At 72.6% G+C, this 14,546-nt stretch carries 13 protein-coding genes; 9 read left to right on the top strand and 4 right to left on the bottom strand.

Annotation, left to right across the window (positions count from 1 at the left end; all coding sequences use genetic code 11):
- Positions 1-10: 10 nt before the first annotated feature.
- Complete coding sequence (locus tag ABZ016_RS03285) at positions 11-331, bottom strand: hypothetical protein (protein WP_356914811.1); 321 nt, start codon at positions 329-331, stop codon at positions 11-13.
- 82 nt (positions 332-413) lie between these two features.
- Between ABZ016_RS03285 and ABZ016_RS03280 the strand changes: the two genes are divergently transcribed.
- From ABZ016_RS03280 to ABZ016_RS03245, 8 genes are all read left to right on the top strand, one after another.
- Positions 414-854, top strand: coding sequence for a GNAT family N-acetyltransferase (locus tag ABZ016_RS03280; protein ID WP_356914810.1), 441 nt, complete (start codon positions 414-416; stop codon positions 852-854).
- A gap of 148 nt (positions 855-1,002) precedes the next feature.
- Positions 1,003-2,445, top strand: coding sequence for a hypothetical protein (locus ABZ016_RS03275; protein WP_356914809.1), 1,443 nt, complete (start codon positions 1,003-1,005; stop codon positions 2,443-2,445).
- 29 nt (positions 2,446-2,474) lie between these two features.
- On the top strand, positions 2,475-3,512 hold the full coding sequence (locus ABZ016_RS03270) for a glutamate ABC transporter substrate-binding protein (RefSeq protein WP_356915044.1): 1,038 nt from the start codon (positions 2,475-2,477) through the stop codon (positions 3,510-3,512).
- 48 nt (positions 3,513-3,560) lie between these two features.
- On the top strand, positions 3,561-4,895 hold the full coding sequence (locus ABZ016_RS03265; RefSeq protein ID WP_356914808.1) for a hypothetical protein: 1,335 nt from the start codon (positions 3,561-3,563) through the stop codon (positions 4,893-4,895).
- Between the two features lie 17 nt (positions 4,896-4,912).
- Entirely contained in the window at positions 4,913-7,582 is a 2,670-nt protein-coding gene (locus ABZ016_RS03260) for a tetratricopeptide repeat protein (RefSeq protein WP_356914807.1), read from the top strand.
- Between the two features lie 3 nt (positions 7,583-7,585).
- Positions 7,586-8,932, top strand: a complete 1,347-nt coding sequence (locus ABZ016_RS03255) for a PP2C family serine/threonine-protein phosphatase (protein ID WP_356914806.1) — start codon at positions 7,586-7,588, stop codon at positions 8,930-8,932.
- A 100-nt stretch (positions 8,933-9,032) separates the two neighbouring features.
- The gene (locus ABZ016_RS03250) at positions 9,033-10,379 is read left to right on the top strand and encodes a VWA domain-containing protein (RefSeq protein WP_356914805.1); all 1,347 of its coding nucleotides are present in this window, start codon (positions 9,033-9,035) and stop codon (positions 10,377-10,379) included.
- A gap of 32 nt (positions 10,380-10,411) precedes the next feature.
- Complete coding sequence (locus ABZ016_RS03245; protein WP_356914804.1) at positions 10,412-11,935, top strand: FHA domain-containing protein; 1,524 nt, start codon at positions 10,412-10,414, stop codon at positions 11,933-11,935.
- A gap of 15 nt (positions 11,936-11,950) precedes the next feature.
- Here ABZ016_RS03245 and ABZ016_RS03240 read toward each other — a convergent pair whose 3' ends face one another.
- On the bottom strand, positions 11,951-12,934 hold the full coding sequence (locus ABZ016_RS03240) for a methyltransferase domain-containing protein (RefSeq protein WP_356914803.1): 984 nt from the start codon (positions 12,932-12,934) through the stop codon (positions 11,951-11,953).
- A gap of 67 nt (positions 12,935-13,001) precedes the next feature.
- Between ABZ016_RS03240 and ABZ016_RS03235 the strand changes: the two genes are divergently transcribed.
- Positions 13,002-13,415: a globin gene (locus ABZ016_RS03235; RefSeq protein WP_356915043.1), complete on the top strand. Its 414-nt coding sequence runs from the start codon at positions 13,002-13,004 to the stop codon at positions 13,413-13,415.
- Positions 13,416-13,440: 25 nt separating this feature from the next.
- Here the strand turns inward: ABZ016_RS03235 and ABZ016_RS03230 are convergent, their stop codons facing one another.
- Both ABZ016_RS03230 and ABZ016_RS03225 read right to left on the bottom strand, forming a co-directional pair.
- Positions 13,441-14,130 carry a hypothetical protein gene (locus ABZ016_RS03230; protein ID WP_356914802.1) on the bottom strand — a complete coding sequence of 230 codons (690 nt, stop codon included), beginning with the start codon at positions 14,128-14,130 and terminating at the stop codon, positions 13,441-13,443.
- Positions 14,127-14,540 (bottom strand): thioesterase family protein, encoded by a 414-nt coding sequence (locus ABZ016_RS03225; RefSeq protein WP_356914801.1) that lies wholly within the window; start codon positions 14,538-14,540, stop codon positions 14,127-14,129. The genes ABZ016_RS03230 and ABZ016_RS03225 overlap by 4 nt, the downstream gene beginning before the upstream one ends.
- Between the last annotated feature and the right edge of the window lie 6 nt (positions 14,541-14,546).

The following is a 14,546-nucleotide window of genomic DNA, read 5'->3' as shown; positions in this document are numbered from 1 at the left end:
CGGCCGGGTCTCAGACTGTCCCGTGCCGCAGGTGCAGCAGCCCTTCGATGGACTCCAACCGAGCCCGCAAGGTGACCCCGGGGGCCGTGGTGGTAGTCAGCACGAGCACTCGGCATTCCGGGTGCGCGTCATCGAAAGGCTCGGCTTCGTCGTCCCCGGGGGTTTCGTTGGGCTGGATCTCGACTCGCACGCCGTGGTCGTCGGCGAGGTGGTAGACGCCCCGGAAGTGACTCTCTCGCTCTGTGAAGGTCATTCCCAGGCGGGCACTGACAAGCCGTACCAGATCGTCAGCGGTGTGCGTACTGGTGCCGTAGATGTCGTGATCAGCCATGACCCAAGGGACCATAGTGCTTGACTGCTCGGTGTCCCACTCCTTTGACGCCCGCTGTGGGCTTCCCTCCTAAGCTCACCCCATGGAGATCACTGTGCGGGCAGCAGACGCGGCGGACCTGTCGGCGCTGCTGGGTCTCTACAGCGAACTGAACCCGGACGACGCGCCGTTGACCCGAGCGTCCGCTGAGACCGTCTGGGCAGCCGTGGCCGGGCAGCAAGGGCGGACCGTCCTGGTCGCCGAGGTCGGCGGTGCCGTGGCCGGTACGGCGGACTGTGTCGTCATGCCGAACCTCACCCGGGGCGGCCGGGCCATCCTGTTCGTGGAGAACGTCGTGGTGGCCGGCCGTTTCCAGCGGCGTGGTGTCGGGCGCCAGCTGATGCAGGCAGCCGTGCGGCTGGGGGAGTCGGCCGGTTGTTACAAGGTGCAGTTGCTGGCGGCGGACGACGAATACGTCCACAGCTTCTACGAGGCGTGCGGCTTCGAACCCCTGGCACAAGGGTTCCGGCGCTACGTCGAATGACCGCACATGTCCCCGAGGGGAACCGAAGCGCGTTCTTCGACGTGTTCCTGTGCAAGGGGTGGTGCCTCACGCTGCGATCCGATCAAGATCGTGGCAAGGCCGGTGCGGATGTCAGTGCCGGAAGGGATACTTGCGGCGACGGATGACCATGGGGGAGGTCACAGTGACACACCTGCCGACGAGCAGCACACCACCACCGGGCACGGGCACGCCCGTCCTCCCCGCCCAGTCGGCGCAACCCCCCAAGGCGACGCCGGGCCCCGCGGAGCCGCAACCCCGCCGTACCGCTTTCGCCGAGGGCGTCGACCGGCTCCGGGCAGCCGCCACCACGGAACCCGGCCGGCTGCGCATCATCGGCGCCGTCCTCGCCCTGCTCGTCGTCGCCTTCGGCGCCGTCACCGCCTGGCAGATGACCGAGCGCGCGGACGCCGCCGACGACGTCCTCACCAGCAGTCAGCCGCTCAGCTCGGACGCCGCGGACATCTACCGCTCCCTTGCCGACGCCAACACCGCCGCCTCCAGCGGCTTCCTCGCCGGCGGCCAGGAGACGGCCACCTCCCGCGACCGGTACGAGAAGAACATCCGCACGGCCGCCGAGAAGCTCGTCAACGCCGCCGCCAACTCGGACCCCGACTCCCCGTCGGCCAAGACCATCGCCGAGCTGAACAGACTCCTCCCGGAGTACAAGGGCCTGGTCGAACGCGCCCGTACCTACAACCGCCAGGGCTTCCCGGTCGGCGGCGCCTACCTGCGCTACGCCAACGAGAAGATGCAGGACCAAATGCTCCCGGCGGCGGAGGACCTGTACAAGAAGGAGAACCAGCGCCTGCGCGCGGACTACGCGGACGCCACGCCCTACCCCTGGGCGGCCATCGCCCTCGGCATCGCCGCCCTGGCCGCTCTGGCCTGGGCCCAGCACCGCAACTACCAGCGCACCAACCGCGTCCTGAACCACGGCCTGGTCGCCGCCACGGCCACCGCGGCCGTGGTCCTCCTCTGGCTGGTCGTCGGCCACAGCATCGCCCGCGCGGGCCTGAACGACTCCTACGACCACGGCGTCCGCTCCCTGAACGTCCTGCACGACGCCCGCATCGCCTCCCTCAAGGCGAGAGGCAACGAGAACCTGACCCTGGTGGCCCGCGGCGCGGAGACGAAGAAGGTCGGTGAGGAGACCTACGACGCCTACGACTACGACTTCCGTGCGGACATGAAAGCCCTGGGCGCGCACCTGGCGGACGCCGAGAAGCTCGCCGACGACACCTCGGGCGAGCGGCCCGTCACCGCCGCCGTCGGCAACATGACGGAGTGGAAGAAGCGCCACACCGCGGCCCGCGAGCAGGACGAGAACGGCAACTACCAGCGTGCGCTGGACATGGTCATCGGCGCCCGGGACGCGACCGGCGAGTGCTTCGACAGCGTCGACGAGAACCTGCGCACGGCACTCGCGCACGAGGAGACCGAGTTCAAGCAGGCCGCAGGCGACGGCCGGGACGCCCTGACGGGCCTGTCGGCGGGCGCGGCCGTACTCGCCGTGCTCGGTGCCGCGGGCGCGGTCCTGGGCATCGGCCGCAGGCTCTCGGAGTACCGGTGAACGGGCCAGAGGTGAAAGGGGGCATGACCATGCGAGCACGACGTCTGCGGGCCAGTCTGAAGGGCTGGGGCGGAGTGGGCGCGATGGCGGTCGTCTGCGCCCTGGTGGCGCTCTTCGCACTGTGCGTCCCCCTGTCCGGATCGGCCCTGGTGGACGACCGGCCCGTCACCCAGGCCACCCGGGCCACGGCCGCGAAGGCCGAGGAGGACTGCGAGGCCCCCGAGAAGCAGACCCTGTCCCCCTCCTCCGCGGACGGCGACACCATCGAGGCGATCAAGAAGCGCGAGGGCGAGAAGCGCAAGCTCATCGTGGGCGTCGACCAGAACAGCTACCGCTGGGGCTACCGAGACCCCAACAGCGGCAAGACCGCGGAGCTGGAGGGCTTCGACATCGACCTGGTCCACCGCATCGCCGAGGACATACTCGGCGACCCCGACGCGGTCCAGTTCAAGGCGATCCCCACCGACCAGCGCATCCCGGCGATCCGGGACGGCCGCGTGGACATGGTCGTCCGCACGATGACGATCAACTGCGAGCGCATCAAGGACGTCGCCTTCTCCGCGCCGTACTTCAAGACCGGACAGCAGGTCCTGGCCCTCAAGTCCTCGCCCATCAAGGGCTACGACGACACACTCGCGGGCCGCAGGATCTGCACGGCGGCGGGCTCCACGGCCTACTCCACGCTGGAGGCGGACCAGAAGGACGGCGAACTCCCCGCGAACACCGACATCTCCGGGACCGTCCCCAACCAACTCGACTGCCTGGTCAGACTCCAGCTCGGCGAGGCCGACGCCGTGGTCACCGACGGAGCGCTCGCGGCGAGTCAGGCGGCCCAGGATCCGACGGTCCAACTCAAGGGCGACCCCTTCACTGCCGAGTACTACGGCGTGGCGATGAAGAAGGACGCGGACGATCTGGTACGCCGGGTCAACCAGATCCTGGTGGACTACCGCGAGGACACCACGAAGGGCTGGCAGGCGTCGTACGAGAGATGGCTCTCCGCGACACTGGGCAAGGATGCGAAGAAGTCGGAACCACCCGCACCGCAGTACCGCCGCACCACCTGACCACGCGACCGACCCCCCAACCGGCACAACCGCAGCGAGAGGTGATCGATGGGCGTCACGGGATCCACCGGGCCGGTGATGGACCGGGACGAGGTGGACCGTGCGCTGGCGCGGCTCGGCGCGGAGCACGAGGCGATCGAGACCTCGCTCCTCGCCCTCCAGGACCACGCGGGCCGCAGACTCCTGGAGGGCGCCGAACTCACCGGCGTCACCAGGGACCGCTGGACGTCCACGGAGGCGTCGATCACGCTGCTGTGGACGTACTTCGACGCGTACACGGACGCGCTGCGCACCGCCCGGGACATCCGCTCCCGTCGCCGCTGGTCCAGCCGCGAGGACCTGGTGGAGCTGACGGAGCTGCTGAAAGGCGAGTCGGTCACGGTCGCGGGCAGCGCCACCGCGACGGCCAACGCCCCCACCCTGCAGGGCTCGCCGAACAGACTCAGCGAGCGCTACTCGCTCGGCACCCTCGTCGACCGGATGAACGAGCTGTACGCGACGAGCCTGGACATGGTCGTCGCCGCCGACGCCGTCTGGTCGGCGCTGCCCGCCCGGATCGATCTGCTGGCGGCCGAACTCCAGCGCACCCGCCGCCTCGCGCACTCGGTCGGCGTGCGCCCTGGCGAGCACCCGGCGGGTGACGACCTGGAGCGCATCACCCGCACCCTGACCAGGCTGCGCGAACAGGTGGTCTCGGACCCGCTGGCCTTCTGGCAGGCCGCGGAGCGCAGTTCGGCTCCGGGCGGCGGAAGGCCCGACACCACGGTCTACGACCGCGAGGCGCGCGCCCTGGAGGACGTGCGGCGGGAGATCGACGCCGTGCTGACCGTCCGCCAGGACGCCGAGAAGCGGATCGTCAGGCTGCGGGACATCCTCAGCCGCGCGGACCGTACGCTCGCCGAGGCGCGCACCGCCCGGGGCGAGGTCCTCGCGAAGATCGCGGCGACGGAGGTGCCGGTCGTCAGCGGGCCGCCGACGGTGTTGCAGGAGCAGCTGGCGACGGCCGCGGAGTACCGCAGGCAGGCGCAGTGGCACCGCCTGTCCCCGCTCCTGGAGTCGCTGGAGCAGAAGGCCGAGGACGAACTGCTGCGCGCCCGCGAGTCGTTGACCGCCGTCACCGCGCCCCTGGCCGTCCGTGCCGAGCTGCGCGGCCGCCTCGACGCGTACAAGGCGAAGATCGCCCGGCACGGCTTCGCCGAGGACACGCTCGCCATGGAGCGGTACGAGAAGGCACGCCGCATGCTGTGGAGCGCCCCCTGCGATCTGCGCGCCGCCGAACAGGCCGTGCTGCGCTACCAGCAGGCGGCCGCGGAACTGCTCGGCGGCCCGCGGATCCCGGACCAGGACATGTCCGAGGACGACCGGCGGGGGACCGGCGCATGAGCGACAAGGGGGAGTCCATGAGTCAGGCACCACAGGAACCGACCGGCTCGGCTCCACGCACCTGCCAACGCCCCAGCTGTGGCGGCAGCTACGAGGACGTGGGCGGCGGCGAGCTGTACTGCGACACCTGCGGCCTCGCCCCGGTCGTGGCACCCAACGGCATGGTCGGATCGCCCCCCACCGGCATCACCGCCGGCGGCAAAGGAGGCTCGCACGGTTCGGGCTCCAGCCGCAGTGCCCGTTCCACCAGCCGCAGTTCCCGTACGTCGTCCCAGTCGTCGAAGTCCCGCCGCTCGGTGTCGGGGCGCCTCTCGCGCTCCCTGTCCGGGAAGTCCACGAGCCGCTCGGTGTCAGTGCGCAGCTCCGGTTCCGGCGCCGGTTCCTCGACCCGGGGCAGGCTGGGTGCCGGGCTGGTCCAGGTCCCGCCGATCCCGCGGCCCGACCCGCGCGAGATGGTCCTGGACAACCCCGAGGTGCCCGAGCGGAAGCGGTTCTGCTCGCGCTCCGACTGCGGCGCCCAGGTGGGCCGTTCGCGCGGCGACCGGCCGGGGCGTACGGAGGGCTTCTGCACCAAGTGCGGGCACCCGTACTCGTTCGTGCCGAAGCTGAAGGCCTTGGACGTCGTGCACGGCCAGTACGAGGTCGTGGGCTGCCTCGCGCACGGCGGTCTGGGCTGGATCTACCTGGCGGTCGACCGGGCGGTGTCCGACCGCTGGGTGGTCCTCAAGGGCCTGCTGGACACGGGCGACCAGGACGCTATGGCGGCGGCGATCTCCGAGCGGCGCTTCCTCGCGGAGATCGAGCACGCCAACATCGTGCGGATCTACAACTTCGTGGAGCACCTGGACCAGCGCACCGGCTCCCTCGACGGCTACATCGTCATGGAGTACGTCGGCGGCAAGTCGCTGAAGGAGATCGCCAACGCCCGCCGCACACCGCAGGGCAGGCGCGACCCGCTGCCGGTGGAGCAGGCCTGCGCGTACGGCCTCGAGGCCCTGGAGGCGCTCGGCCACCTGCACAGCCGTAACCTGCTGTACTGCGACTTCAAGGTCGACAACGCGATCCAGACCGAGGACCAGCTCAAACTGATCGACATGGGCGCGGTGCGCAGGATGGACGACGAGGAGTCGGCCATCTACGGCACGGTCGGCTACCAGGCGCCGGAGGTGGCCGAGGCGGGCCCGTCGGTGGCGAGCGACCTCTACACCGTCGCCCGCACCCTCGCCGTCCTGACCTTCGACTTCCAGGGCTACACGAACGTCTACGCGGACTCGCTGCCCGACCCCGACCACATCGAGGTCTTCCGGCAGTACGAGTCGTTCTACCGCCTCCTGGTGCGCGCCACGGACCCGGACCCGGGCCGCCGCTTCGCCTCCGCGCAGGAGATGACCGAGCAGCTCACCGGTGTGCTGCGGGAGGTCGTGTCCCTCCAGACCGGCCGGGCCAGGCCCGCCCTGTCCACGCTGTTCGGGCCCGAACTGCGGGTCACCGACACGGAGCTGTTCCCGAAGCTGGACGGCGAGGTGTCCCGGCTGGGGGCGCGGGTGGCGCGCACCCGGCGCGTCTCCTCGGCCGCCGCCCTGCCCGCCTCCGGCGCCCACACGCCCGCCACCGGGGCCCACCAGCCCGCTGCCGCGCTCCCCGTCGGCCGGCCCGCGAACACCTGGCTTCCCGCCGGCTCACCGGGCGCCGCCGCCCCACCGGGCCTCAGCGCCCCACCCGGCCTCGGCGCCCCACTCGCCCTCGTCAGACCCGTCGACACCACGGCGGCCGCCCTCGCCCTGCCCGTCCCGCGGGTCGACCCGTCCGACCCCAACGCCGGTTTCCTGGCGGGCCTGATGACCTCCGCTCCGGCCGAGCTGCTCGGCGCGCTCGCGGCGGCTCCGGCCCCGTCGACCGAGACGCGGCTGCGGCAGATCCGGGCCTGGCTGGAGACCGGCGATCCGGCCGCCGCGCTGGAAGCGCTGGTCAGGCTGGAGGGCGAGCGGCCCGACGACTGGCGGGTGGTCTGGTACCGGGGCGTGGCCGCGCTGGTCACGGGCGACGACGAGGGCGCCGCGCTCGCCTTCGACGCGATCTACGACGCCTTCCCGGGCGAGATCGCGCCCAAGCTGGCGCTGGCCCTGTGCGCGGAGGTGCTGGGCCAGCTCGACAACGCCGCCGAGTACTACCGGCTGGTGTGGTCGACCGACCCCAGTTACGTGAGCTCCGCGTTCGGGCTGGCCCGCGTGCAACTGGCGACGGGGGACCGGCGCAGTGCCGTACGGACGCTGGAGTCGGTGCCGGAGTCCTCCATCCACTACACGGCGGCCCGTGTGGCGGCCGTGCGGGCCCGGCTGCGGCAGCGCACCGCGACGGCCTCCGACGTACCGTTCCTGGAGGACCTGATGGCCGCCGCGGCGCAGGTGGAGGCGCTGGAGGCGTACGGTCTGGACCCGGCGCGGCGGGAGCAGTTGTCGGCCGAAGTCCTCGGTTGCGCGCTGGACTGGGTACTCTCCGGGGGCCAGGGTTCCGCCCCTCCCGCCGCCGGGGGACGGACGCTGCTCGGCAGCGGCCTGGACGAGCGGGGCCTGCGGTTCGGTCTGGAACGCTCGTACCGCACGCTGGCCCGGCTGGCGCGGGGCGGCGAGGAGAGGATCGACCTGGTGGAACGTGCCAATCGTTACCGCCCCCGGACGTGGGTGTAGTTGATGTCGCAGATGCCCCAGTTGTCCGCCTGCCCGAGTTGCGAGGAACCCCTCGAGTCGGGTGACCGTTTCTGCGGCGCGTGCGGATACGACCTGTCCGCCGTGCCGGCACGGCCGGAGGACAACCCGACCATCACCATGAACGGCTCGGTGCCCGCCCAGGGCACCCCGGCGGGTGAGTACCCCGAGCCACCGACCGAGCCACCCGCCGGCACGGCCTGGCCGGCGCCCCCGCCCCCGCCCCCGAGCGCCCCGCCGGCCGCCCCGGCCGCCGGAGTGCGGTTCGACCGGCGGGCGCAGCCGGACGGACCTCCCGCGCCGCCCGGCGGCGACACCCCCCAGCCCGGGGCCCACCCGGGACAGCAGCCCGACGAGTACCTCCTCCAGGCACCGGACCCCCGGGTGTCCGCCGAGCCCGCGTCCGCGGGGGCCGGCGGCAAGGTCTGTGTCGCCTGCCGGGCCGGCCGCGTGGACGACGACGGCTACTGCGAGAACTGCGGCCACGCCCAGCCGCGCGAACGGGACCACATGGAGCAGGAGTCCGGCCCGATGGCCGCGGTCAGCGACCGCGGCCTGCGCCACCACCGCAACGAGGACGCGTTCGCCATCGGCACCGCCGCGCTGCCGGACGGCTCGCCCGCCTCCGTCGCGATCGTCTGCGACGGCGTCTCCTCGGCGACCCGCCCCGACGACGCCTCGATGGCGGCGTCGAAGGCGGCGAGCGAGACCCTGCTGGCCGCCCTGCCGCGCGGCACGCACCCCCAGCAGGCCATGCACGAAGCGATCATCGCCGCCTCACGCGCCGTCAACTCGCTCGCCGCGGAGCCCGCCACGGCCCGTGAGCAGGCCCCGCACCAGAACGCACCCGCGTGCACCATCGTCGGTGCCGTAGTGACGTCCGGTCTGCTGATCGTCGGCTGGGTCGGCGACAGCCGCGCGTACTGGGTCCCGGTCGACCGGAGCGCTCCCCCCGCCCGGCTCACCGAGGACGACTCGTGGGCCGCGCAGATGGTCGCCGCGGGCCTGATGAACGAGGCCGAGGCCTACGCCGACGAGCGCGCCCACGCGATCACCGGCTGGCTCGGAGCGGACGCCTACGAACTGGAACCGCACACCGCCGCGTTCAAGCCGGACCGGCCGGGCGTGGTCGTGGTCTGCACCGACGGCCTGTGGAACTACGCGGAGGCGGCCGAGGAGATGGCCCGCGTCGTCCCCCTCGACGCGGCCACGCAACCGCTGCACAGCGCCCGGGTGCTCGTCGGCCACGCTTTGGACGGCGGGGGCCACGACAACGTAACAGTGGCCCTCGTGCCGTTCCCGGCCGTCTCCCAGGGGGCAGGATCGGCCTGAGGCCACGTACGGGGACGCCTCGGCGGACCGGAGGGGACCGGTCCGCCTACCGTCATCACCCCGCTCCAGGCGGGGGCTTTCGAGGGGGATCGAAGCAGGCATGGCCATTTTCTCGAAGTCGAACGTGCCCCAGTTCTCGGTGGACGTCTACCAGAACGAGTACCTGCCGGAGGGAGCCGGCGAGGTCAACGCCATCGTCACCGTGACGGCGACCGGCGGCGGCACGATCGGCACCGCGGTCTCGGCGCCCCACCTCTACTCGCCCGGCCAGGGCCCGTCCGCGGCCGTGGCGATCATGGTCGACTGCTCGGGCTCGATGGACTACCCGCCGACCAAGATGCGCAACGCCCGGGACGCCACGGCCGCCGCGATCGACACCCTGCGCGACGGCGTGCACTTCGCGGTGGTCGGCGGGACGCACGTGGCCAAGGAGGTCTACCCGGGCGGCGGGGGCCTCGCGGTCGCCGACGCCACCACCCGCGAGCAGGCCAAGCAGGCGCTGCGCTCGCTCAGCGCGGGCGGCGGCACGGCCATCGGCACCTGGCTGAGACTGGCCGACCGCCTGCTGTCCTCGGCGGACGTCGCCATCCGGCACGGCATCCTGCTCACCGACGGCCGCAACGAGCACGAGTCGCCCCCGGACCTCAAAGCCGCGCTCGACGCGTGCGCGGGGCGCTTCACCTGTGACGCGCGCGGCGTGGGCACCGACTGGGAAGTGAAAGAAGTCACAGGGATCGCCTCCGCCCTGCTCGGCACCGCCGACATCGTCGCCGACCCGGCCGGACTCGCCGCCGACTTCACGCGGATGATGGAGACGGCGATGGGCAAGGAGGTCGCGGACGTCTCCCTGCGGCTGTGGACCCCGGTCGGCACCACTGTGAAGTTCGTCAAGCAGGTCGCGCCCACCGTCGAGGAACTGACCGGCCGGCGCACCGAGTCGGGGCCGCGCGCGGGCGACTACCCCCTGGGTTCCTGGGGTGACGAGTCCCGTGACTACCACCTCTGCGTCGAGGTGCCGCCCGCGGACATCGGGCAGGAGATGCTCGCGGCCCGGATCTCGCTGGTCATTCCGCAGTCCGACGGCAGCGTCCAGAACCTCGGCGCGCAGGGCCTGGTGCGCGCCGTGTGGACGGACGACATGGTCGCCTCGACGTCGATCAACCCCCAGGTCGCCCACTACACCGGGCAGGCCGAACTGGCACAAGCCATCCAACAAGGTCTGGATCTTCGTAAGGCGGGAGATATGGATGGAGCAACGGCCAAACTGGGCCGCGCCGTTCAGCTCGCGAGTGCCTCCGGGAACGCCGATACTGCGAAACTGCTTGCGAAGGTGGTGGACGTGGTCGATGCCGCGACCGGTACTGTGCGACTGAAGGCGAAGGTCGAGGAGGCCGACGAGATGACGCTCGAGACTCGGTCCACCAAAACCGTTCGCGTGAAGAAGTGACCTAGAAGAGATCGAAGGAGGGACGCGCCGACATGCCGACCTGCCCGAACGGACACCAGTCGGGTTCCGACGACTGGTGCGAGGTCTGCGGTCACCGCATGGCGGGTGCCGTGCCTCCGCCACCCCCGCCGCCCCCGCCCGGCGGCGGTTACGGCTTCCCGCCCCCGGGCGGCCCCGGCGGCCCTCCCGGCGGCCCCGGTGGTCCGGGTGGCCAGCTCGGTGGACCTCCTCCGCACCTGTCCGCCGTGCCGAACGCCGAGCCGGAGCTCTGCCCGCAGTGCCGCACGCCGCGCGAGGGCGGCGCCCCGTTCTGCGAGGAGTGCCGGTGGAACTTCCTGACGAACACGGCCACCTCGTACACCCCCGCGGCTCCGCACCCGACGGCGCCCGGCCCGGGCGTGCGGTTCCAGCCACCGGGCCGGCCCGGCCCCGGCGGACCGCCCGGCCCGCCCGGACCGCCCGGACCGTCCTATGGCGGCGGTGACTCGTACGAGTACCAGGGCTCCCGTCCGTCGCAGGTGAACCGCCCGGCCGAGCCGATCCCGCCGTTCGGCGGCGACCCGTCGGGCCCTCCCGGTCCTCCCGGTGGCGGTTTCCCCGGCCCTGGTGGTCCTCCCGGCCCGGGCGGTCCTTCCGGCCCCGGCGGTCCCTCCGGTCCCGGTCCCTCCGGCCCCGGCGGCCCTTCCGGCCCGCCCGGATTCGGTGCCGACCCCTCCCGTCCGGTCCCGCCCCCGCCCGGCCCCGGTGCGCCCGGCCCCGGTGCGCCCGGTCCCGGTGGGCCCGGCGGCGCTCCGCAGGGCTTCCAGCAGTCCGGCCCGCCGGCCCCGCCCGGGTTCCCGCAGGAGACCCAGCGGCCGCAGCAGGGCGGTCCGTCCTTCGGCGGCGGTGATGACGACTGGGTGATCCCCCCGCCGTCGTCCTCCGGCCCCGGCGGTCCCTCCGGCCCCGGCGGCCCCGGTGGCGGTCCGGGCGGTGGCTACGGCTACCCGCAGTCCGGCGCGACCCAGGCGCCCCCCGGCCCTCCCGGCCCCGGCAGCCCTGGTGGCGGTCCGGGCGGTGGCTACGGCTACCCGCAGCCCGGCGCGACCCAGGCCCCGCCCCCTCCCGGCCCCGGCGGCTTCCCGCAGCAGCCCCAGGCGCCGCAGGGACCCGCGACCTGGACCGCGACGATCGGCCCCGACCGCGACTACTTCATGGCGATGATGCAGCGCTCCGGCCCCGAGGCCGCGGGCCTGAACCTGCCCGCGTACTCGCCCGAGCAGCAGCGCACCCTCACCGGCAACCAGCTCACGATCGGCCGCCGCCGTCACTCCACCGGCGACACCCCCGACATCGACCTGGCGGTGCCGCCGGAGGACCCGGGCGTCTCGCACCAGCACGCGGTGCTGGTCCACCAGCCGGACGGCAGCTGGGCGGTCGTCGACCAGAACTCGACGAACGGCACGACGGTCAACGGCTCGGACGAACCCATCCAGCCGTTCGTCCCCGTGCCGCTCCACGACGGTGACCGGGTGCACGTGGGCGCCTGGACGACGATCACGATCCGCAGGGGCTGAGCGGCCCCGCCGGGATCAAGACGGGAGTGGCCAGGCGTACGGCCCCTCCGGGTCGTCCAGCCAGGCCCACTCCCGGTCGCCGCTGACCGTGATGCCATAGCGCTCGCGCTGCGGCCTGCCCTCCTGCTCCCACAGCGAGTGCGCCTCCTGCGGGTCGAGGCTGCCGCGGGTCAGGGCCAGCAGGAAGCGGAACAGGTCGTCCTCCCTGGCCCGGCGCGGCACCCCGCCCATCTGGAGCGGCTCGCCCCCGGGCCGGCTCCCGCCGCGCAGCGGCACGAAGTAGGCGGGCGTGTGCAGGAAACGCCCCTCGGCCTGCCCGGCGTCCGTCACGGTGAGTGCGACCAGGCCGGTGGCGAGCGGCATCAGGATCCGGCCGCCGGGGCGGCTCTGGGCGAGCCAGGCGCGCGGCACGGTGCTCAGCGCGCACGTGGCGATGATCCGGTCGAACGGAGCGCGTTCGGGCACGCCCCGCGCGCCGTCGCCGGTGACGACGACCGGGTGGTACCCGGCCGCGGCCAGGTGCCGGCGGGCCGACTCGGTGATCTCCGGGTCGAGATCGACGGTGGTGACCTTGTCGTCGCCCAGCCGGTAGGAGAGCAGCGCGGCGTTGTATCCGGTGCCGGCGCCGATCTCCAGCACCGTGTCCCCGGTCTGCACGCGCAGCGCGGCCAGCATGTCCGCCATCAGGGACGGCTGGCTGCTGGAGGAGAGCAGTTCGCCGTCGCGCAGCCGGGTCGCCAGCGGGGTGTCCTCGTAGGCGCCCCGTATCCACCGCTCACGTGCCTGCGGGTCCGGGCTCTCACCCCACCGGCGTTCGTAGCCGCCGGCGACGCCGACGTAGTAGTACGGCACGAAGAGGTGGCGCGGGACCGCCGCGAACGCCTCCCGCCACAGCGGGTCGGCGGCCCACGCCCCGTTCGCGTCGATCCTGCGTACCAGCCCCGCCCGCGCCGAGGCGGCGAGACCGTCGGATTCCCTGTCGGGAGCATGCCCGCCCATACCCCCACAGTAAGGGCAAGGGGTGCCGGTCCTAGGCCTTGAGTCCTATGTCCCCGTGTCTGAGAGCATGGAGGGCGTGAATGAGATTCGGCGCGGCACGCTTCAGGAGCAGACCTTCTACGAGCAGGTCGGCGGGGAGGAGACCTTCCGTCGGCTCGTCCACCGTTTCTACGAGGGAGTCGCCGAGGACCCGCTGCTGCGGCCCATGTACCCCGAGGAGGACCTGGGCCCGGCCGAGGAGCGCCTCGTGCTGTTCCTCATCCAGTACTGGGGCGGCCCCACGACGTACAGCGACAACCGGGGCCACCCGCGTCTGAGGATGCGGCACGCGCCCTTCACGGTCGACCGGGCGGCGCACGACGCCTGGCTGAAGCACATGCGGGTCGCCGTCGACGAACTCGGGCTGTCCGAGGAGCACGAGCACACGCTGTGGAACTACCTGACGTACGCGGCGGCGTCGATGGTGAACACGGCGGGCTGACGCCGCCCGTCCCTCGGGGTGCTGGTCAGCGGACGCTGACGTCCAGCGCCCCGAGCCCGGCTCGCCGCACGGCGACCGACCCGTACGGTGTGCGCAGCCTGAGCCACGCGCCCGAGGAGAACAGTCCCAGTGGCTCCTCGCCGGGCGCCTGCGCGCGGGCGGGCCGCAGGAAGCCGAGCGACTGAGCGGCGTGCACGGCCCGGACGGGCAGTCGGGTGTCGCCGACCGTACGGGACCAGACGTCCCGCCCGATCCGGTCCAGCTCGGCCCGCGTCCGCCGCTCGGCGGGCAACTCCTGCGTGCGGGAGCGGAACTCGGCGACCACGGCGGAGACCAGCGACCGCAGGGCGTCGGGCGCCGGCAGTCCCGGTTCGGGCCGCCAGCCGCGGCGCGGCGGCAGCAGCCCCGCCCACGGTGGGCCGGTCACCGCGGCCGGCACCACGGCCGTGGCGCCCTTCTCGTCCACCGACTCCAGGAACTCACCGGCGGACACGGTCACGTCCAGCGTGACGTCCAGCCCGTCCTCGTACGGCTTCGCGAGGCGCACCGCGCGGATGGCCAGCACCTCGAAGGACGGCGGGCGTCCGAAGACGGCCAGCGCGGTGCCCGCCGCCTGGAGACGCACCGCGGCCCCACGGTCGTAGTGGAGCAGCCGGGAGAGGAGGGCCGCGAGGTCCGCCGCCTCCCCCTCGTCGGCGAGGTGGAGCACCGTCATGCGGCGACGGCCTCCTCCTCGTCGTCATCCGTGTACTCCTGGAGGAACTCCCGTTCCTCCGCGGTGATCCGGCGCGGGCGCTGGGCCTCGAAGTCGAACGGCACGACCACCGTCGAGGCCCGTACATAGATCACGTCGTCGTCCTTCACCTCGTAGGTGATGGTGAAGGACGCGGCCCTGATCTCGGTGATCCACAGCTCGACGTCCACCGGGTGGTGCCGGTGGACGAGCTGCCGCTTGTAGTCGATCTCATGGCGTGCCACCACGGACCCCTGCTGGAAATCTTTCTCCGGCCGGAAGAGGAAGTCGATGCGGGCTTCCTCCAAGTAGCGCACGAACACCGCGTTGTTGACATGACCGTAGGCGTCCATGTCCGACCAACGCAGCGGGCAGCGGTAGATGTGCCGCAAGATCGA

It is taken from the genome of Streptomyces sp. NPDC006372 (assembly GCF_040612515.1).
Lineage (GTDB): Bacteria > Actinomycetota > Actinomycetes > Streptomycetales > Streptomycetaceae > Streptomyces.
Note: the sequence above shows the minus strand (reverse complement) of the source record. Positions and strands in the feature narration are given on the sequence as shown.

Bases quoted from the DNA above. Each gene is read 5' to 3' on its own strand.
- ABZ016_RS03285 (WP_356914811.1), bottom strand. From the start codon at position 331: ATGGCTGATCACGACATCTACGGCACCAGTACGCACACCGCTGACGAT.
- ABZ016_RS03280 (WP_356914810.1), top strand. From the start codon at position 414: ATGGAGATCACTGTGCGGGCAGCAGACGCGGCGGACCTGTCGGCGCTG.
- ABZ016_RS03275 (WP_356914809.1), top strand. From the start codon at position 1,003: ATGGGGGAGGTCACAGTGACACACCTGCCGACGAGCAGCACACCACCA.
- ABZ016_RS03270 (WP_356915044.1), top strand. From the start codon at position 2,475: ATGCGAGCACGACGTCTGCGGGCCAGTCTGAAGGGCTGGGGCGGAGTG.
- ABZ016_RS03265 (WP_356914808.1), top strand. From the start codon at position 3,561: ATGGGCGTCACGGGATCCACCGGGCCGGTGATGGACCGGGACGAGGTG.
- ABZ016_RS03260 (WP_356914807.1), top strand. From the start codon at position 4,913: ATGAGTCAGGCACCACAGGAACCGACCGGCTCGGCTCCACGCACCTGC.
- ABZ016_RS03255 (WP_356914806.1), top strand. From the start codon at position 7,586: ATGTCGCAGATGCCCCAGTTGTCCGCCTGCCCGAGTTGCGAGGAACCC.
- ABZ016_RS03250 (WP_356914805.1), top strand. From the start codon at position 9,033: ATGGCCATTTTCTCGAAGTCGAACGTGCCCCAGTTCTCGGTGGACGTC.
- ABZ016_RS03245 (WP_356914804.1), top strand. From the start codon at position 10,412: ATGCCGACCTGCCCGAACGGACACCAGTCGGGTTCCGACGACTGGTGC.
- ABZ016_RS03240 (WP_356914803.1), bottom strand. From the start codon at position 12,934: ATGGGCGGGCATGCTCCCGACAGGGAATCCGACGGTCTCGCCGCCTCG.
- ABZ016_RS03235 (WP_356915043.1), top strand. From the start codon at position 13,002: ATGGAGGGCGTGAATGAGATTCGGCGCGGCACGCTTCAGGAGCAGACC.
- ABZ016_RS03230 (WP_356914802.1), bottom strand. From the start codon at position 14,130: ATGACGGTGCTCCACCTCGCCGACGAGGGGGAGGCGGCGGACCTCGCG.